16 protein-coding genes are annotated in these 19,069 nt (G+C 65.1%); 10 read left to right on the top strand and 6 right to left on the bottom strand.

The features are described 5' to 3' along the window. Positions 1 to 106: 106 nt before the first annotated feature. Together AB3G31_RS20395 and AB3G31_RS20390 are read left to right on the top strand one after the other, a co-directional pair. Positions 107 to 1,276: a putative zinc-binding metallopeptidase gene (locus tag AB3G31_RS20395; protein ID WP_367847871.1), complete on the top strand. Its 1,170-nt coding sequence runs from the start codon at positions 107 to 109 to the stop codon at positions 1,274 to 1,276. 172 nt (positions 1,277 to 1,448) lie between these two features. After that, positions 1,449 to 5,189 (top strand): response regulator, encoded by a 3,741-nt coding sequence (locus AB3G31_RS20390; protein ID WP_367847870.1) that lies wholly within the window; start codon positions 1,449 to 1,451, stop codon positions 5,187 to 5,189. Positions 5,190 to 5,238: 49 nt separating this feature from the next. Here the strand turns inward: AB3G31_RS20390 and AB3G31_RS20385 are convergent, their stop codons facing one another. Then, positions 5,239 to 5,796, bottom strand: a complete 558-nt coding sequence (locus AB3G31_RS20385; protein ID WP_367847869.1) for an ester cyclase — start codon at positions 5,794 to 5,796, stop codon at positions 5,239 to 5,241. Positions 5,797 to 5,828: 32 nt separating this feature from the next. Next, entirely contained in the window at positions 5,829 to 6,461 is a 633-nt protein-coding gene (locus AB3G31_RS20380; protein WP_367847868.1) for an NADPH-dependent F420 reductase, read from the bottom strand. Positions 6,462 to 6,578: 117 nt separating this feature from the next. Between AB3G31_RS20380 and AB3G31_RS20375 the strand changes: the two genes are divergently transcribed. Continuing rightward, the gene (locus AB3G31_RS20375) at positions 6,579 to 7,478 is read left to right on the top strand and encodes a LysR family transcriptional regulator (RefSeq protein ID WP_367847867.1); all 900 of its coding nucleotides are present in this window, start codon (positions 6,579 to 6,581) and stop codon (positions 7,476 to 7,478) included. Positions 7,479 to 7,586: 108 nt separating this feature from the next. Here the strand turns inward: AB3G31_RS20375 and mnmA are convergent, their stop codons facing one another. Further along, positions 7,587 to 8,702, bottom strand: a complete 1,116-nt coding sequence (gene mnmA, locus AB3G31_RS20370) for a tRNA 2-thiouridine(34) synthase MnmA (protein WP_367847866.1) — start codon at positions 8,700 to 8,702, stop codon at positions 7,587 to 7,589. Positions 8,703 to 8,831: 129 nt separating this feature from the next. Then, positions 8,832 to 9,296, bottom strand: coding sequence for an NUDIX hydrolase (locus AB3G31_RS20365; protein ID WP_367847865.1), 465 nt, complete (start codon positions 9,294 to 9,296; stop codon positions 8,832 to 8,834). 212 nt (positions 9,297 to 9,508) lie between these two features. Between AB3G31_RS20365 and AB3G31_RS20360 the strand changes: the two genes are divergently transcribed. The 6 genes from AB3G31_RS20360 (at position 9,509) to AB3G31_RS20335 (ending at position 17,071) form a co-directional block, all read left to right on the top strand. After that, complete coding sequence (locus AB3G31_RS20360) at positions 9,509 to 10,636, top strand: Re/Si-specific NAD(P)(+) transhydrogenase subunit alpha (protein WP_367847864.1); 1,128 nt, start codon at positions 9,509 to 9,511, stop codon at positions 10,634 to 10,636. A 23-nt stretch (positions 10,637 to 10,659) separates the two neighbouring features. Further along, positions 10,660 to 10,977, top strand: coding sequence for an NAD(P) transhydrogenase subunit alpha (locus tag AB3G31_RS20355; RefSeq protein ID WP_367847863.1), 318 nt, complete (start codon positions 10,660 to 10,662; stop codon positions 10,975 to 10,977). Continuing rightward, positions 10,974 to 12,410, top strand: a complete 1,437-nt coding sequence (locus AB3G31_RS20350) for an NAD(P)(+) transhydrogenase (Re/Si-specific) subunit beta (protein WP_367847862.1) — start codon at positions 10,974 to 10,976, stop codon at positions 12,408 to 12,410. The genes AB3G31_RS20355 and AB3G31_RS20350 overlap by 4 nt, the downstream gene beginning before the upstream one ends. 19 nt (positions 12,411 to 12,429) lie before the next feature. Then, positions 12,430 to 14,106, top strand: a complete 1,677-nt coding sequence (locus tag AB3G31_RS20345) for a long-chain-fatty-acid--CoA ligase (RefSeq protein WP_367847861.1) — start codon at positions 12,430 to 12,432, stop codon at positions 14,104 to 14,106. Next, complete coding sequence (locus AB3G31_RS20340) at positions 14,103 to 14,846, top strand: 5'-methylthioadenosine/adenosylhomocysteine nucleosidase (RefSeq protein ID WP_367847860.1); 744 nt, start codon at positions 14,103 to 14,105, stop codon at positions 14,844 to 14,846. The genes AB3G31_RS20345 and AB3G31_RS20340 overlap by 4 nt, the downstream gene beginning before the upstream one ends. A 95-nt stretch (positions 14,847 to 14,941) precedes the next feature. Beyond that, positions 14,942 to 17,071 carry a hypothetical protein gene (locus tag AB3G31_RS20335; RefSeq protein ID WP_367847859.1) on the top strand — a complete coding sequence of 710 codons (2,130 nt, stop codon included), beginning with the start codon at positions 14,942 to 14,944 and terminating at the stop codon, positions 17,069 to 17,071. 16 nt (positions 17,072 to 17,087) lie between these two features. On the opposite strand, the gene AB3G31_RS20330 is transcribed toward AB3G31_RS20335, so the two are convergent. Together AB3G31_RS20330 and AB3G31_RS20325 are read right to left on the bottom strand one after the other, a co-directional pair. Continuing rightward, a complete protein-coding gene (locus tag AB3G31_RS20330) occupies positions 17,088 to 17,390 on the bottom strand; it encodes a hypothetical protein (RefSeq protein ID WP_367847858.1) in 303 nt (100 codons plus the stop codon). Between the two features lie 9 nt (positions 17,391 to 17,399). Beyond that, a complete protein-coding gene (locus AB3G31_RS20325) occupies positions 17,400 to 18,389 on the bottom strand; it encodes a magnesium and cobalt transport protein CorA (RefSeq protein ID WP_367847857.1) in 990 nt (329 codons plus the stop codon). Positions 18,390 to 18,693: 304 nt separating this feature from the next. Between AB3G31_RS20325 and raiA the strand changes: the two genes are divergently transcribed. After that, positions 18,694 to 19,023 carry a ribosome-associated translation inhibitor RaiA gene (raiA, locus tag AB3G31_RS20320; protein WP_315246780.1) on the top strand — a complete coding sequence of 110 codons (330 nt, stop codon included), beginning with the start codon at positions 18,694 to 18,696 and terminating at the stop codon, positions 19,021 to 19,023. Positions 19,024 to 19,069: the final 46 nt, after the last annotated feature.

Raw genomic sequence — 19,069 nt, 5'->3', positions numbered from 1 at the left:
TAGCAACCACCGTGCCAACCCCATAGGGAATCTACCGGGGTGGCCCACGCGTGTTCTGTGGTCCGGCGCACAGACAATCCGGCCCGTCTGCACATAGACTCGCTTAATGGACTTTTTTACCGCAGTATTTCGCCCCTTCGCCCTGTTCGAGAGTTTCTGGACCTTGCCCGAGGACGACTACGGTGCCATCCGCAGCTCGCGCGCCTATGTGTGCCAGTGCGGGCGGCCCGTGTTCTTTCGCAACAGCGAATGCCTGGCCTGCCATACGCCGCTGGGCTTTGTGACCGGCACTTCCCGCCTGGAGGCCCTGGCCGCCGTACCGCACCGGCACGAGCAGTGGACGCTGTGGACGGCGCCCGATGGCCCGCACTACCGGCGCTGCGCCAACCTGCACGCGATTGGTTGCAATTGGCTGCTGCCCGGCGAGGCCCCCAAGGGCTCGGTGTGCCTGGCGTGCAGCCTGAACCGCACCGTGTCCGACCCCTCGGTGCCCGAAAACCTGGCCGCCTGGCGGTCGCTCGAGATCGCCAAGCGGCATCTGGTGGCGCAGCTGATGGTGATGGGCCTGCCGGTGGAGCCGCGCCACGCGCACCAGCCCCAGGTGCTGGGTCTGGCGTTCGATTTCTTGCGCCCCGAGCCCGACAGACCGGTGCTGACCGGCCACGACCACGGCCTGATCACCCTGAACATGGACGAAGCCGACGATGCCCGCCGCGAACAGGTGCGCACCCAGATGGGCGAGTCCTACCGCACGCTGCTGGGGCATTTCCGCCATGAGGTGGGGCACTACTACTGGGACCGGCTGGTGGTCGATACGCCCTGGCTGGAGGACTACCGCGCCCTGTTTGGCGACGAGCGTGCCGACTACGCCGCCGCCCTCAAGCACCATTACGAAGAGGGCCCCCCCGTCGATTGGGCCCTGCGCTACGTGAGCACCTACGCCAGCACCCACCCCTGGGAAGATTGGGCCGAGACCTGGGCCCACTACCTGCACATGGTGGACACCCTGGGCACCGCCATGCGCTTCGGCCTGGATGCCCAGGACGTGGAGCTGCCCCACGCCCCGTTCACCCGTGAATCGCTGTGGCGGCCCGAAGACCCCAGCGCCGACAGCTTCCTGAAAATCGCCAACGCCTGGGTCGAGCTGACCGGCGTGCTCAACGAGATGTCGCGCAGCATGGGCGAGCACGACTTCTACCCCTTCGTGCTCACCACCCCGGTGGTGGCCAAGCTGCAGTTCATCCACTGCGTGGTGTTGCAGACAAGGCAAACCTAGATTTTTTGCATAAAAATGGCAGTTTGCGCTTATGGATAGAGCGTAAGCAGCTCTATAAAGCATAGCGCCTGGGTGGGGGTGGCGTATCGGTTTGCGCGGTGGCTTGGCAGGTTCAAATGCGCCACAATGTGTTTATTTGTAAGCGCATTGCGATGCCGTCGCCCCCCTTCCTATGACCCGAAGCAGCAAACTCCTGGCACTGTTGGTGGCGGTGCTGGTGTCTGTGTACGCCGCCATCGCGGTATTCCAGTACTCCCAGCAAGAGGGCTTGAGCCAGGTCAGCCGCCGCATCGACCGCGATGTGGTGTGGAACGTGGTGCAGCTGGAGGTGGAGTATTTCCGCCTGGCCGGGGCGCTGGATGCCCGCCTGCTGGGCTCCGAGACCCTGAACGACGAAGACCTGCAACTGCGCTACGACCTGTTTTACAGCCGGGTGACCTCGCTGGACCTGGGCCAGTCGGCCATCCTGCTGCAGAACCAGGACTTGCTGAAATCGGTGCGCATGGCGATCCGGGAATTTCTGGTGGTGGCCAACCCGGTGTTTGACCGCGACGCCGCCCACCTGCCCACCCCGGAGCAGTTGCGCATGGTGCAGGCGCGGCTGGCCGAGCTGCGCGACCCGATCCGGGGCCTGTCGCTGGAGTCCAGCCAGTCCTCGTCGGCCATGGTGGACCGGCGCACGGTCGAGGTGCAGCGCCAGGTGGCCACCACCCGCTGGCTGACCATCTTCCAGGGCCTGCTGACCCTGGGCCTGGTGGTGGCCCTGTACCTGCAATACCGCCAGCGCGAAGCCGCCGGGGCTCTGGCCCAGGCCCAGCAACTGCGCCTGCTGGAGGCCGGTGCCAAGCTGGAGACCGAGGCCGTGCAGCGGGCTGCGCAAGATGACCTGTCTGAAATCACGGCGGCCCTGCCTTTGGCGGTGTACCGCCTGCAGCGCTTCCCGGATGGGCGCAGCCGCTACACCTACATCAGCAGCCGGGTGGAAGAGATTTTGGGGATTTCCGCTGCCACCGTGCTGCAGGATGCCCAGGCCATGAGCGCCCCGGTGCACGAGGACGACCGGGACGAGATGCTGCGCGCCTCCACCGATGCCTTGCAGGCCATGCAGGTGTTTGCGTGCGACTTCCGCATCCGCCGCCCCGATGGCCAGGTGCACTGGGTGCACTGCGCGTCGGTACCGCGGGCGCTGCCCGACGGCTCGGTGCTGTCCACCGGCTACCTGCAGGTGATTGACGGCATCAAGGAGCGCGAAAACCGGCTGCACGAAGTGACGCAACAGCAGCAGGTGATTTTTGACAACATCCCCTCGGGCCTGGTCTTTTGGGCCGACGGGCAGATCCGCCAGTGCAACGCCGGGTTTGCCGCCATCGTCGGTCTGCCCGGCCTGCACCTGGACGATGGCGTGGTGCGCACCTTTGCCATGCTGTTTGCCACGCCCCAGGAGCACATGGCCTTCCATACCGACGTCGACGACGCACTCGCCCTGGGTCGGCGCGTGGTGCAGGAGCGCAGCTTGTGCCGTGCCGACGGCAGCCGGTTTGACGGCCGCCTAGTGGGCCAGCGCCTGGAGGTGGCCGCCTTTGAAGAGGCCGCCATCTGGGTGCTGGAAGACATCAGCGAGCGCAAACACGCCGAAGCCGAACTGCGCCGGGCCAAAGACCTGGCCGAAGAAGCCAACCGCTTCAAAACCGACTTCCTGGCCAACATGAGCCATGAAATCCGCACCCCCATGAACGCCATCATCGGCATGTCCTACCTGGCCTTGAAGACCGAGCTGAACCCGCGCCAGCGCGACTACGTGGCCAAGATCCGCCAGTCCGGCCAGCACCTGCTGGGCGTGATCAACGACATCCTGGACTTCTCCAAGGTCGAAGCCGGCAAACTCTCCATCGAAAACCTGCCCTTCGCGCTGGACAAACTGCTGGAAAACGTGGCCAACGTGGTGGCCGAGAAAGCCGCCGCCAAAGGCCTGGAGCTGGTCTGCGACGTGGCCCCCGACGTACCGCAAAGCCTGCGCGGCGACCCGCTGCGCCTGGGCCAGGTGCTCATCAACTTTGCCAACAACGCCATCAAATTCACCGAACGCGGCGAAATCAGCATGGCCGTGCGGCTGCAGGCGGGCTCTGCCGACAGCGCCGTGCTGCGCTTTGACGTGCGCGACACCGGCATCGGCCTGACCGAAGAACAAATCGGCCGCCTGTTCCAAAGCTTCCAGCAGGCCGACAGCTCCATCACCCGCAAATACGGCGGCACCGGGCTGGGCCTGGCCATCAGCAAAGCCCTGGCCGAAGCCATGGGCGGCACGGTCGGCGTGGACAGCACCTACGGCCAAGGCTCCACCTTCTGGTTCACCGCCCAGCTCGGCCTGGGCGAAGAAATCCAGCGCCCGGCGCTGGCCGACCTGGACATGCGGGGCCGGCGCGTGCTGGTGGTGGACGACAACGCCCACGCCGCGCTGGTGCTGGTGGACATGCTGCGCAGCATGGGCTTTGAGGTGGCCGCGGTGGACTCGGGGGCCAAGGCGGTGGCGGCAGTGCGCGACGCGGCCGCCGGGGGCTACCCGTTTGACATCGCCATGCTGGACTGGCAGATGCCGGGCATGGACGGGTTGCAAACCGCGCGCGCCATCACTGCGCTGGGCTTGCCGTCCAGCCCCAAGCCGATTTTGGTGACGGCGTACGGGCGCGAAGAGGTGGTGCAGGGCGCGCAGGCTGCGGGCATTGAAGACCTGCTGGTCAAGCCGGTGAATGCCTCGCTGCTGTTCAATACCATGCTGGGTGCCATGGGCCGGGGAACCCTGAACGGTGCGGGCATGGGCGGGCACGACACCGCGGGCTTGGCGCTGGAGGCGATGGCGCCACTCAGCGGCGCGCGCATTTTGCTCGTGGAAGACAACGAGCTCAACCAGCAAGTCGCCTGCGAGCTGCTGTTTGAGGCGGGTTGCGTGGTCGAGATTGCCGACAACGGCCAGATCGCCGTGGACATGGTGGCCCAGACCCACCAGGACACCGGTTTGGGCTACGACCTGGTGCTGATGGACATGCAGATGCCGGTAATGGACGGCGTGACCGCCACCCGCCTGCTACGCCAGGACCACCGCAACGCAGACCTGCCCATCGTCGCCATGACCGCCAACGCCATGGCCGCCGACCGCCAGCGCTGCCTGGATGCGGGCATGAACGACTTTGTCACCAAGCCCATCGAACCCGAAGAGCTGTGGCAGGCCCTGGCCCAGTGGATCGCGCCACACAGCGGCCTGGGTGCGGTACCGCACGCCAGTGCCACCCCTGCGCCCGCCAAGGCCCCGCACACCGAGGCCGCCATGGAGGGCCTGCGCCGCATTCCCGGCCTGGACGTGGCCCAGGGCCTGCGCCGCATCATGGGCAAGCAGCCGCTGTACCTGGACATGCTGCGCAAGTTTGCCGCCGGGCAGGCCCGCGCCGTGGCCGATCTGCTGCACAGCCTGGACCGCAACGACCTGGCCAGCGCCGAGCGCACTGCCCATACCCTCAAGGGTGTGGCGGGCAACATCGGTGCCAGCCTGCTCCAGGCCAGCGCCGCCCAACTGGAGCGCGCCATCCATCTGCAACAGCCACGGGCCGAGATCCAGGCCCTGGCCGAACACACCGCCCAGCTGCTGGGCCCGCTGGTGCGCGCCCTTGACCGCCAGCTACCCGCAGCCCCTCCGGCTGTGGTGGCGACCGCCACATCCTTTGACGCGGCCGAGGCCGATGCCATTTGCATCCGGCTGGCCAGCCTGCTGCGCGAAGACGATGCCGAATCCATCGAGCTGCTGCAAGAGCACGCCACACTGCTCCAGCAGGTGCTGCGCGGCACCTACGTGGAGATCGAAACGGCGGTGGCCCGGTACGACTTTGAAACCGCGCTGGAGCGGCTGGAGCAGGCGCGGTAGGCATGCCATCTCGGGCCGTCCCATTCAGGCCGACCAGGATCCTGGAGGCTTATTTGCCGCCCAGGCCCAGCTGGTTCATGAAGTCCTGGTTGTCCCAGAACAGCCATTCATGGTCCATGGTGCCGTTCTTCCAGTGGCCAATGGTGGCCATGCCGATGGCGAAGCGCTTGCCGGTGGGCGGGATCGACTTGCCATCGGGCAGCGGCATGGGTTGGGTGAAGGTGCCGGTCATCACGCCGGTGACCGTGGTCCAGGTGCCCGAGCCGAAGCGGATGGGGTGGGTCTTGATGGCGATGTCGGGCGCAAATACAAACATCGCTTTCAGGTCGTCGATGTGCTTGTCGATGCCCCGCGTCTCGTGGCCATCGGGCCAGGTCACGACGATGTCCTTGGCGTGGCTTTCGTGCAGGCGGTCCCACTTCTGGTTGCTGAAAACATCGAAGTCCAGGGTGTCGAAGGTCTTCAGCTTCTTCTCTACGCTGGGGGCCTGGCGCTCATGCGCGGGCGGCGGCGTGGTGGGGTTTTCGGCGGGCGTTTGTGCGCTGGCGTTGAGGGCGGCAAAGGCCAGGCCGGCGAGTGCGGTGGTGGCAAGGGTGCGGATAGTCATGGTGGGCTTTCGTTGCGTGGGTGAAAAGGTCTTCAGGCTTTGTGGATCCAGGTCGGGGCGATGGCCGTGCCCAGGCCTGCGCCGTAACCCAGGTAAATGTTCAAACCGGCCAGCGGTTCGAGGTAGCGCGCGTTGCGCAGGCCACCGGCATCCACCACCTCGAAGCCCATGCTTTGGGCCAGGGCGGTGGCGGTCTGCTTGGCGCGGGTGCTGTCGCTGGCAACGAACACGCTGACCTTTTGGCCGTTGCCGAAGTCGGCACCTTCGGCCAGCACCTGGGCAAACACGGTGTTGAAGCCTTTGACCACTTCGGCACCGGGCACCGCCTTGGCGATTTCTTCGGCAGCCGACGTGTCGTAGCCCAGCGTCAGGCCCATGTAGTCGGGTGTGAGGGGGTTGGTGATGTCGATGACCACCTTGCCCTGCAGATCGCCGACGGCTAGCAAGGCGCTGGTGGCATCGGCGTAGCCGGTGGCCAGCACGACGGCATCCGCATCGGCGGCGGCGCCTGCCGTGGCAACGGCCCGGGCGCCGGGGTGGTTGGCGGCCACCAGCGCGGCCCGGGCCGCATCGCGGGCCGTGACGCTGACCTGGTGGCCCGCACGGACGAGTTGTTTGACGAAGGCCGAGCCCATATTGCCGGCGCCAATGACAGTGATTTTCATGATTTTCTCCTAGTGATTACAGCGAAATGCTGCGATGAGTGAACTGTAAAAGGCCCGGTTTAAAAGATAAACCGCCATTCATTGCACACATAGTCCCGAATATCGGCACAATAGGGCATGGACAAATTCCAGGAAATGCGCGCTTTCGCCCACGTGGTCCACGAAGGCAGCTTTGTGCGTGCGGCGGATGCCTTGGCCCTTTCCAAGACGGCGGTGTCCCGCTTGGTGGGTGATCTGGAGGCCCGGCTGGGCACGCGCCTGCTGCAGCGGACCACCCGCAAGCTCTCGCTGACGCAGGAGGGCGAGGTTTTCTACGAGCGCTGCAAGGAATTGTTGGAGGGCATCGAAGAGGCCGAGGCCGAACTCAGCACGCACACTGGCGAGGCCATTGGCCAGCTGCGCGTCAACGTGCCGGTCAGCTTCGGCATGGGGCAGTTGGCCCCGCTGTGGCCGCAGTTCATGGCCCTGCACCCGAAGGTCATGCTGGAGGTGTCGCTGGCCGACCGCATGGTGGACCTGGTGGAGGAGGGCTACGACCTGGCGGTACGCATTGCCAGGCTGCCGAGCTCATCGCTGGTCAGCCGCTTTCTCACGTCCACGCGTCTGGTGGTGTGCGCCTCGCCCGAATACCTGCGCCGCCAAGGCACGCCCACCCACCCGTCCGAGATTGCGCAACACGCCGTCATCACCTACACCTTGCTGGCCACGGGCGACTACTGGGAGTTCGAGGGGCCGCAGGGCGCGGTCAAGGTCAAGGTGCAGCCGCGCATGCGCACCAACAGCGGCGACACCTGCTGCGCTGCGGCCTTGGGGCACCAGGGCATCGTGCTGCAACCCGCGTTCATGGTCGAGGCGCATCTGGCCTCGGGTGCGCTGGCCGAGGTGCTGCCGCAGTACCGCGCGGTGGAGCTGGGGGTTTATGCCCTGTACCCGAGCCGCAAACACCTCACCCCCAAAGTGCGCGCCTTGGTGGACTTTCTGGTCGAGGCGTTTCGTGGCCGCACCTGGCGGGCCTGAGGCGGCTGCCACCCTGGCCAGGGCTGGCAAGGACCACGCTGCTCCTGCCACTTGGATGCTATCTAAAAAATAGCTACTCGCGCTTATCCGGTGGGCGCAGGCGGCCTATCAGACCCCTGGGTCCACGCCAATCACGCCACCCCCCAGGCACACCTCGCCGTCGTACACCACCGCCGACTGCCCCGGCGTGACGGCCCACTGCGCGTCCGGGAAGTCCAGGCGGAAGCCGCTTCCGGCCTCTTCCAGCGTGCACGGCGCATCGGCCTGCCGGTAGCGGCTCTTGGCGGCGTAGCGGCCCGGCACCGGCGCGTGGCCCGCCACCCAGCTCACGTCGTCGGCCACCAGGCTGTGCGACTGCAGCCAGGGGTGGTCGTGGCCCTGCACCACCCACAGGGTGTTGCGCGCCATGTCCTTGCGGGCCACGAACCAGGGGGCGTGTTCGCCGCCGCCGCGCTGCGCGCCTTTTTCCTTGATGCCGCCGATGCCCAGGCCCTGGCGCTGGCCCAGGGTGTAGAAGCTCAGGCCCACGTGCTTGCCCAGGACGCGGCCTTTTTCGTCCTTGATGGGGCCGGGTTCCTTGGCGATGTAGCGGTTCAAAAAGTCGCGGAACGGGCGCTCGCCAATGAAGCAGATGCCGGTGGAGTCCTTCTTGGCGGCATTGGGCAGCGCCATCTCGGACGCGATGCGGCGCACCTCGGTCTTGTGCAGCTCGCCCACCGGGAACAGGGTTTTGCTGAGCTGCGCCTGGTTCAGGCGGTGCAGAAAATAGCTTTGGTCCTTGGACGGGTCCAGGCCCTTGAGCAACTGGAACTGGCCGTTTGTCTCGCGCACCCGGGCGTAGTGGCCGGTGGCGATTTTCTCGGCGCCCAGGCGGATCGCGTGGTCCAGGAACGCCTTGAACTTGATTTCGGCATTGCACAGGATGTCGGGGTTGGGCGTGCGGCCCGCCTGGTATTCGCGCAGAAATTCGGCAAACACCCGGTCTTTGTACTCGGCGGCGAAGTTGACGTGCTCGATCTCGATGCCGATCACGTCGGCCACGGCGGCGGCATCCACGAAGTCGATGTTGCTGGAGCAGTACTCGCTGTCGTCATCGTCCTCCCAATTTTTCATGAAGATGCCGATGACTTCATAGCCCTGTTTTTTCAGCAGATAGGCGCTGACGGCCGAATCCACCCCGCCGCTCAATCCGACCACGACCCGTTGTTTGCTGTGTGTTCCCATGCCCTGATTGTAAAAACCTGGCCACATTGCTGCGTCTGCTCTTATTTTTGATATTAAAAATAAGAGCTGCTTACGCCTATGGAATAAGCGCTGGGTGCCGATTTAATGCAGAAAAAATGGCCTTAAAGTCTATGGGGCGGTGTACACCAGGTCCAACGGAAACCGCCGCCCGGCCAGGTAATCCTCTATGCCGCGCAGCAGCATCGGGCTGCGGTGCCGGTGGGTGCTGGCGCGGATCTCGGCGGGGGTCATCCACAGGGTGCGCTTGATGCCGTGGTCCAGCCTGCGCCCGGGGTGGAAGTCGCCCAGCGTGCCGCAAAAGGCAAAGCGCAGGTAGGTGGTGAATTCCGTGCTGTTGGCGGGCAGCAAACGCGCCTGGTACACGCCGACCAGGGCGGTGGGGGTGAAGCTGGTGGCGGTTTCCTCCAGGGTTTCGCGGGCGCAGGCCTCGGCCAGGGATTCGCCGGGCTCCAGGTGCCCGGCCGGGTTGTTCAGCCGCAGGCCCTCGGGCGTGTGTTCTTCGACCAGCAGGAACCGGCCCTCGTGCTCCACCACGGCGGCCACCGTGACGCTGGGTTTCCATCGATGCTTCATGCACCCATTATGGAGAAGACCTTGTCCGTACAGGAGCCGCGGCCTCGGCGAATTTGCGGACAAGGTCTTCGCTCTGTCGCCCAGGCGTTTGTGGGCGGCAGTGGCTTGGGTAAAGTCAGTTAAGCTTGCAAGGCAAAGATACCGACTTTTGCTGCAAAGCAAGCCAAAAGTCGCACATTTTCAAGAAAATTTAAAACCATCGAGGAGACCCCATGCTGATTGGTGTGCCGCTAGAGACGGCGACCGGAGAAACCCGTGTCGCAGTCACCCCCGAAACCGCCAAAAAGCTGGCATCCCAGGGCCACACGGTCCGCATCCAATCGGGGGCTGGCATCGCCGCCAGCGCCACCGACGCGGCCTACACGGCCGCCGGTGCCGAGATCACCGATGCCGCAGGCGCCTTGGCCTGCGACCTGGTGCTCAAGGTGCGCAGCCCGTCCGACTCGGAGGCCGCGCAAATGCGCCCCGGCACCACCCTGGTCGGCATGCTCAACCCCTTTGATGCCGAGGGCCTGCAACGCCTGGCCACGGCGGGCCTGACCAGCTTTGCACTCGAAGCCGCCCCGCGCAGCAGCCGTGCCCAGAGCATGGACGTGCTCTCCAGCCAGGCCAACATCGCCGGGTACAAGGCCGTGATGATGGCCGCCGACAAATACCAGCGCTTCTTCCCCATGCTGATGACCGCCGCCGGCACCGTCAAGGCCGCCCGCGTGGTGATCCTGGGCGTGGGCGTGGCGGGCCTGCAGGCCATTGCCACCGCCAAGCGCCTGGGCGCGGTGATCGAGGCATCCGACGTGCGCCCCAGCGTGAAGGAGCAGGTTGAGTCGCTGGGTGGCAAGTTCATCGAGGTGTCCTACGACACCCCGGAAGAAAAAGAGGCCGCTGTGGGCGTGGGCGGCTACGCCAAGCCCATGCCGCCGAGCTGGCTGGCGCGCCAGCAGGTGGAAGTGGCCAAGCGCGTGGCCTTGGCCGACGTGGTGATCTCCACCGCCCTCATCCCGGGCCGCGCCGCGCCTACGCTGATCACCGAAGACATGGTGAAAAGCATGAAGCCGGGCTCGGTGATCGTGGACATCGCCGCAGGCAAGGGCCCCAACGGCGGCGGCAACTGCCCACTGTCCGAAGCCGACAAGACCGTGGTCAAGCATGGCGTGACGCTGATCGGCGAAACCAACCTGCCCGCGCTGGTGGCCGCCGATGCGTCCGCCCTGTACGCCCGCAACATCCTCGACTTTTTGAAGCTGGTGCTGACCAAAGAAGGCACGCTGAACGTGGACATGGCCGACGACATCGTGGCCGCCTGCCTCGTCACCCAGGCCGGTGCCGTCACGCGCAAATAAGCCCCACACAAGGAAACCACTCCATGGACATACTTTCCCCCACGGTCACCAACCTGATCATCTTCGTGCTGGCTATCTACGTGGGCTACCACGTGGTCTGGACTGTCACCCCCGCACTGCACACGCCGCTGATGGCGGTGACCAACGCCATCTCGGCCATCGTCATCATCGGCGCCATGCTGGCCGCCGCGCTGACCGAAACCAACCTGGGCAAAACCATGGGCGTGCTGGCCGTGGCGCTGGCTGCCGTGAACGTATTCGGTGGCTTCATGGTCACCCGGCGGATGCTGGAAATGTTCAAAAAGAAAGAGAAAAAGACCCCAGCCAAGGAAGCCAAATGAGCCTGAACCTCGTCACCCTGTTGTATTTGTTCGCCAGTGTCTGCTTCATCCAGGCGCTCAAGGGCTTGAGCCATCCCACCACCTCGATCCGGGGTAATTTCTTCGGCATGCTGGGCATGGGGGTGGCGGTGGTCACCACCATCGCGCTGATCTTCAAGCTGGCAGGTCAGATGGGGCAGAACGGCATGGAGGGCATGGCCTGGGTGCTGGGCGCGTTGCTGGTCGGCGGCAGCGTCGGCACGCTGATGGCCAAGCGGGTCGAGATGACCAAGATGCCCGAGCTGGTGGCCTTCATGCACAGCATGATCGGTCTGGCAGCGGTGTTCATCGCCGTGGCCGCGGTGGCCGAACCCTGGGCATTCGCGATTGCGGCCAAGGGCATGGCCATTCCCGGCGGCAACCGCATCGAGCTGGCGCTGGGCGCCTTTATCGGCGCGGTCACGTTCAGCGGCTCGGTGATTGCGTTTGGCAAGCTCAGCGGCAAGTACAAGTTCCGCCTGTTCCAGGGCACGCCGGTGAGCTTTCCCGGCCAGCACAAGCTGAACCTGGTGCTGGGCCTGGCGGCGGTGTTCTTCGTGTTCGGCTTCTGGCATTCGCAGAGCTGGATGGACATGTGCCTGGTGATCGCCCTGGGCTTTGCCCTGGGGGTGCTGCTGATCATCCCGATCGGCGGGGCCGACATGCCGGTGGTGGTGTCCATGCTGAACAGCTACTCCGGCTGGGCGGCGGCGGGCATTGGCTTCAGCCTGAACAACAGCATGCTGATCATTGCCGGCTCACTCGTAGGCTCCAGCGGTGCCATCCTGAGCTACATCATGTGCAAGGCCATGAACCGCTCGTTCTTCAACGTGATCGGCGGCGGTTTTGGCGGGGACGCCACGGCCGCAGCGGCGGGTTCTGCCGTGCAGCGCGCGGTCAAGAGCGGCAGCGCCGACGACGCGGCTTTCGTGCTGGGCAATGCCGAAACCGTGGTCATCGTGCCCGGCTACGGCCTGGCCGTGGCGCGCGCCCAGCATGCGGTGAAAGAGCTGGCGCAAAAGCTCACCGACAAGGGCATCATCGTCAAGTACGCTATCCACCCGGTGGCTGGGCGCATGCCGGGCCACATGAACGTGCTGCTGGCCGAGGCCGAGGTGCCCTACGACCAGGTGTTTGAAATGGAAGACATCAACGGCGAGTTCGGCCAGGTCGATGTGGCGATCATCCTGGGCGCCAACGACGTGGTGAACCCCGCCGCGCACACCAAGGGCAGCCCCATCTACGGCATGCCGATCCTGGAGGCCTACAAGGCCAAGACCATCATCGTCAACAAGCGCAGCATGGCCGCAGGCTACGCCGGGCTGGACAACGAGCTGTTCTACATGGACAAGACCATGATGGTCTTCGGCGATGCCAAAAAGGTCGTGGAAGACATGGGCAAAGCGATTGAATAGCCGTGTGGAGAACCCCGTTATGACCGAGCGCATCTGGCTCAGCAGCTACCCCCCGGGCGTGCCTGCCGACATCGACCCGTCGCGCTACGCATCGCTGCAGGCCCTGCTGGAAGAAAGCTTTCAGAAGTACGCCGACCGCACCGCCTATAGCTTCATGGGCAAGGACCTGAGCTATGGGGAAACCGACACCCTGAGCCGCCAGTTTGCCGCCTACCTGCAAAGCCTGCAGCTGGCCAAGGGCGACCGGGTGGCGGTGATGATGCCCAACGTGCCGCAGTACCCGGTGGCCGTGGCCGCCTTGCTGCGGGCCGGGCTGGTGCTGGTCAACGTGAACCCGCTGTACACCCCGCGCGAGCTGGAGCACCAGTTGAAAGACTCGGGCGCCAAGGCCATCGTGATTCTGGAGAACTTCGGCGCCACGTTGCAGCAGTGCCTGGCCAACACCCCCATCCAGCACATCGTCTTGTGCGCCATGGGTGACCAGCTCGGGCTGCTCAAGGGGGCGCTGGTCAACTACGTGGTGCGCAAAGTCAAGAAGCTGGTGCCGCCGTTCCAGTTGCCCCGCGCGGTGCGGTTCAATACGGCCCTGGCGCAGGGTCGGCGTGCGGTCTTCACCCCGGTGCCGGTGCAGCCGGACGACATCGCCGTGCTGCAGTACACCGGGGGCACCACCGGCGTGTCCAAGGGGGCGGTGCTGCTGCACCGCAACGTGATCGCCAACGTGCTGCAGTCCGAGGCCTGGAACCAGCCGGTGATGGACAAGGTGCCCCAGGGCGAGCAGCCCACCAGCGTGTGCGCGCTGCCGCTGTACCACATCTTCGCGTTCACCGTGGGCATGATGCTGTCGATGCGCACTGGCGGCAAGCTGATCCTGATACCCAATCCGCGCGACCTCAAGGCGGTGCTCAAAGAGCTGTCGCAGCACCGCATCCACAGCCTGCCCGCGGTCAACACCCTGTTCAACGGCCTGGCCAACCACCCCGACTTCAAGACCGTGGACTGGAGCCACCTGAAGGTCTCCATCGGCGGCGGCATGGCGGTGCAGGCGGCGGTGGCCAAGCTGTGGCTGGAAAAAACCGGCTGCCCGATCTGCGAGGGCTACGGCCTGAGCGAAACCTCGCCCACCGCCAGCTGCAACCCACCCACCCGCAGCGACTACACCGGCACCATCGGCGTGCCGCTGTCCAGCACCTATTTCAAGCTGCTGGACGACGCGGGGGCGGAAGTGCCCATGGGCCAGCCGGGGGAAATCGCCATCAAGGGCCCGCAGGTGATGGAGGGCTATTGGCTGCGCCCGGACGAGACCGCCCAGGCCATGACGGCCGACGGCTACTTCAAAACCGGCGACATCGCCACCATGGATGCGCGCGGCTACTTCAAGATCGTGGACCGCAAGAAAGACATGGTGCTGGTCAGCGGCTTCAACGTCTACCCCAACGAGGTTGAAGACGTAGTGGCCGCCATGCCCGGCGTGCTGGAATGCGCCTGCGTGGGTGTGCCCGACGAGAAGACCGGCGAGGCCGTCAAGCTGGTGATCGTCAAGAAAGATCCGGCCCTGTCTGAGGAGCAGGTGCGCGCCTACTGCAAGGCCAACCTCACCGGCTACAAACAGCCCCGCGTGGTCGAGTTCCGTACCGAGCTGCCCAAAACCCCGGTGGGCAAAATCCTGCGCCGAGAACTTCGCACCAAAGCATGATCCTGGCGATCTTGAGTGCCTTGGCGGCAGAACAGCAGGGCATCTTCGAGCAACTGGAGCAGCCCCGCCGCGTGCAGCACGCCGGGCGCAGCTTCGGCCTGGGGCTGTGGCACGGCCAGCCGGTGGTGCTGGCGCTGTCGCGCATCGGCAAGGTGGCGGCGGCCACCACGGCCACGGCCTTGATCGAGAAGTTTGGGGCCAGCCGCATCGTGTTTACCGGTGTGGCCGGTGGGGTGGGCGAGGGCGTGCAGGTGGGCGACGTGGTGGTGGCGGCAGACTTTCTGCAGCACGACATGAACGCCGCGCCGCTGTTTCCACCCTTTGAAGTACCCCTGTACGGCCAGGCGCGCTTTGCCTGTGATGAAAACCTCACCACTACACTTTTAATAGCTGCTCACGCTAGTGGAATAAGCACGGGAGGCCGATTTGGCTTAAATCCTCTGCCACCGCGTATCCACCACGGCCTGGTGGCCAGCGGCGACCGTTTTGTGTCTGCCGCCACCGAAGTGCAGGCCTTGCAAGCCGCTTTGCGCGCGCACGGGCATGAGGCGCTGGCGGTGGAGATGGAAGGGGCCGCCGTGGCCCAGGTGTGCCATGACTACGGCGTGCCTTTCGCCGCCATGCGCAGCATCTCCGACCGGGCCGACGACACGGCGCACACCGACTTTGCCGCGTTCGTGCGCACCGTGGCCAGCCGCTATGCACAGGCCGTACTGGCCGGGTTGGTGCAGCGGCTGTAGCGGGTTTTCCCCCTTTTCGATGATGCGGTCAGCGCATCGGGCACCTATTCTGAAGTGCGCTCTGCAGTCGTGGGGTGCCCACAGGAGCCCCTTCCATGACCGAAATCAACACCGAGTACGAGCGATTGGCCACGCCGGGCACGCGCAGTATCTCCAAGGCCCGCAGCGCCGGGCAGCCGCCCGACAACGATGGCGGCCTGCTGCACGACTACGGGCCGAACGTGCAAATCCGCCGCGCCCAGCCCGCCGAGATCGGTGGCCAGCCGTTTGCCGTGACCGCCTTGCCCAAGGCCACGGCGGCCGTGTTGAACCTGACCGAGAAGCTGGGCCTGTCGGCCTTTACCTTGCGCCGCAGCGCCAAGTACCGCGCCGCCAAGGCCAAGCGCCCCCGTGACGGCGAAGACTGGGACATGCACGGCTGCGCGCCCGAAGCCCCCGTGGGCCGGGACGCGCTGGAGGCGATCGGCGCCGCAGCAAAGGGCGAGCGCGGCGTGGGCGATGCGTTTCTGGCGGGCTCGGTGGCGGTGGGCATCATCATCGTCAACGGCCCCACGGCCGCTACCCGGTTCAGTGCGGCCGAGCGGGTCAAGGTGGTGGCCGAGGTGCAAGCCGGGCTGACCTGGCTGGGCAACCAGGACCCGGCCTCCGGGGTCAGTTGGCACTACGAAATCAACAGCGTCAGCATTTCCACCAGCACCACGGCCACGGCCGCAGACGATGAATCCCGCTGGCGCAACCCCGCCATGGGCGCGCTGGGCCAGACGCAGAACTGGCAGGGCGTGGTGAACTACGTCAGCGCCCTGCGCACCCGGCTGGGTACCCGCTGGGCCTACTGTATTTTTTTCGTGAAAGGCTATCCGCTGTGGCACTTTGCCTACGCCAGCGCGCCGCGCATCGTGATGGACTACGCCAATGACGGCTGGGGGCCGGACAACATCGACCGCGTGGTGGCCCACGAAACCGGGCACATTTTTTCGTGCCCCGACGAATACACCGCCGCCAATTGCAACTGCACCAGCACCCACGGCATTTACAACGAGCCCAACCGCAACTGCGCCACCTGTGCGCCCGGCGGCGGCATTGCCTGCCTGATGAAGGCCAACGACTGGGCCATGTGCGCCTCAACCCGCCGCCACCTGGGCTGGGCGCTGAGCAGCACCCGGGTGCCGCAGGGCGCGCCGGTGCACGCCGTATCGCGCGCGGCCAATAAGCTGGATATCTTCTTTACCGACCAGGACGGGCGCGTCATGTCCGCCGCCTGGGAGCCGGCGATGCCCAATTGGTGGCAGGGCTTCTGGCATATCCAGGGCGGCATGGCGGCAGCAGGCGCGCCGGTCACGGCGGTCAGCCGGGGGACTGACAAGCTGGACATCTTTGTGGTGGGCATGGACAACCACGTCTACACCGCCGCGTGGCGGCCCGACACCGGCTGGCGGGGCTGGTGGCGCATCGGCAACATCAGCGTGCCGCACCGCAGCCAGGTTAGCGCGGTGTCGCGCAGTGCCGACCATCTGGATATTTTTGCCACCGACACGTCGGGTCGGGTGATGTCGGCAGCCTGGCAGCCCAGCTTCGCCGATGGATGGCACGGCTGGTGGCACATCCAGGGGGGCATGGCGGCCCCAGGTGCACCCGTGGGGGCGGCGGTGCGCGGGCCGAACCAGCTGGACATCTTCGTGGTGGGCACCGATGGCTTTGCCTATACCGCCGCCTGGCAGCCCTCGTTTGCCGACGGCTGGCACGGCTGGTGGCGGGTGGGCGCGGCGCGTTTCCCGGCGGGCGGCGCGATCAATGCGGTATCGCGCAGCGCCAACAAGCTGGATATTTTTGCGGTGGCCAATGGCGGTGAAACCCTGACCGCGGCCTGGGAGCCCGCGTTTACCGACGGCTGGCACGGCTGGTGGCACATCCAGGGTGGGCGCGGCCGGCCCGGTGCGCCCATCCATGCCGTGTCCCGCTCGGCCAACAAGCTGGATATTTTTGTCACCGGTACCGACCGGGGCACCTACACCGCGGCCTGGGAGCCCGCGTTTACCGACGGTTGGCACGGTTGGTGGCGGCTCAACGGAGGTGCTGCCGCGCTCGGTGCCGCCATCACCGCGGTATCGCGTGCGCCCAACAAGCTGGATGTGTTTGTGGTGGGCGGCGACAGCCGTATCTACACGGCGGCCTGGGAACCGGCCTTCACCGACTGGTGGCACGGCTGGTGGCCGATGGGGATCTAACCCTAGCCCAGCGTTTTCAGGCCGGGGGAATGAAGCCCGGCGCGTCCCAATCCGCGCCATCGCCGGGGCGCGGGGCAGATTTATGCCCCTGCGCGGCCCAGGCGGCGGCAAAAAGCTGCTCGCCTTCGTTCAGCGGCGGGTCGGCTTGGGCCAATGGCTGCACGCCCGGGATGGCCGCCACCTTGTAGGAGGGCAGCCGCAACACCAGCAGGCGCGGCGGCATCGAGGCCACCACTTGCCACTGGCTGCGCAGCCGCTGGGCCAGCGCCGTGGGCTTGCCGTCGGCGCCGGTTTCCAAAAGTACCAGGATGTCGCGCATGGTGTGCCTTCAGGACAGCCAGCCGCGTTTGTAGAAGTACCACATCGGCACCAGTGCGCTGGCCGTCATCATGGCCACCACATACGGGTACGACCAACTGCCCAGAAACTCCAGCTCGGGGAATTTCATGTTCATGCCGTAAATGCTGGCCACCAGGGTGGGCGGCAGCAGGGCCACGCTGGCCACCGAGAAGATCTTGATGATCTTGTTCTGGTTGATGTTGATGAAACCCACCGTGGCATCCATCAGGAAGTTGATCTTGTCGAACAAAAAGGCGGTGTGCGAGTCCAGCGAGTCGATGTCGCGGTGGATCTGCCGGGCCTCTTCAAACTGCTCGGCGTTGAGCATCTTGCTGCGCATCATGAAGCTCAGGGCGCGGCGGGTGTCCATCATGTTGCGGCGGATGCGGCCGTTCAAATCCTCGTGGCGGGCAATCGAGCCCAGCACTTCCCCGGCCAGCGCGTCGGTCATGTTGCCGGCCAGCACCCGGCGGCTGACTTTTTCCAGGTCCACGTAGATGTCTTCCAGCGTGTCGGCGGAGTATTCGGCGTCGGCATCGAAAAGTTTGAGTAAAACTTCCTTGGCATCTTCGATCAGCCCCGGGGCCCGGCGCGCGCGCATGCGCAGCAGGCGGAACACCGGCACGTCTTCGTCGTGGATGGAGAACAGCACGCCCCGGCTTTTGAGCTCGGTGTTGTGCTGGTTCAGGATGAAGGCGACGCGCACGGTGCGTGGGTCGGACTCGTCGGCCACCAAAAAGTCGCTGCGGATGTGCAGTTCGCCGTTGTCTTCTTCGTAAAAACGGGCCGATTCTTCAATATCTTCGTCCATCGCGTCTTCGGGGATGGACAGGCCGTAGTACTGTTTGATCCAGCGCTTTTCTTCCAGCGTGGGCGATTCCAGGTCCACCCAGATCGGTTGGAAGCGCGAAAGCTCTTCCAACGACTCGATCTCTTCTTGAAACAATCGGCCATTGGCCAACGAGAAAATATTCAGCATGGGGCACTCCCTGGGGTGGATGGGCAAAGACGGGGGTGGGGCTAGGCTTTCAGCCCCCGTGCAATGCAGGGAGGTGAAAGCTAGCGACTAGGGGCGCTTTCCATGGGGTTTTCTCGGACGTGACAAAGACCTGAATTATGGCACCGCCGCCGCCGATCTATACAGGTGGGGCTCAGGCTGTGGGCCGCTGGTTACACGGGGTAACACCCATTCGAACGGCCTGGGAAAGGGTTGCGTTCAGGGGATATCGGGCGCATAGTGAAATCACTTTCAACGGTGAAAGTATTGCTCTAGGAGGAACTACATGAACTTGACGATCAGCGGACACCATCTGGATGTGACCCCCGCCTTGCGTACCTATGTGACGACCAAACTGGACCGAATAACCCGCCATTTCGACCAACTGGTAGATGTCAAGGTGCTGTTAACGATTGAAAAGCAAAAGGAAAAGCAAGGTAGACAACGCGCTGAATGCAACATCCATGTCAAAGGTAACGACATGTTCGCCGAAAGCTCCCACGCAGATTTGTACGCCGCGGTAGACGAATTGGTCGATAAGCTGGACCGCCAGGTGGTCCGCCACAAAGACCGGGTGCAAGACCACCACCACGAAGCTCCCAAGCGGCTGATGTAACCCCCCTGCGCTATAGCGCCCAATGCCAAAGCCGCCTGCACCACGA

The organism is Rhodoferax sp. WC2427 (assembly GCF_040822085.1).
In the GTDB taxonomy this organism is placed as follows: Bacteria; Pseudomonadota; Gammaproteobacteria; order Burkholderiales; family Burkholderiaceae_C; genus Rhodoferax_B.
Note: the sequence above shows the minus strand (reverse complement) of the source record. Positions and strands in the feature narration are given on the sequence as shown.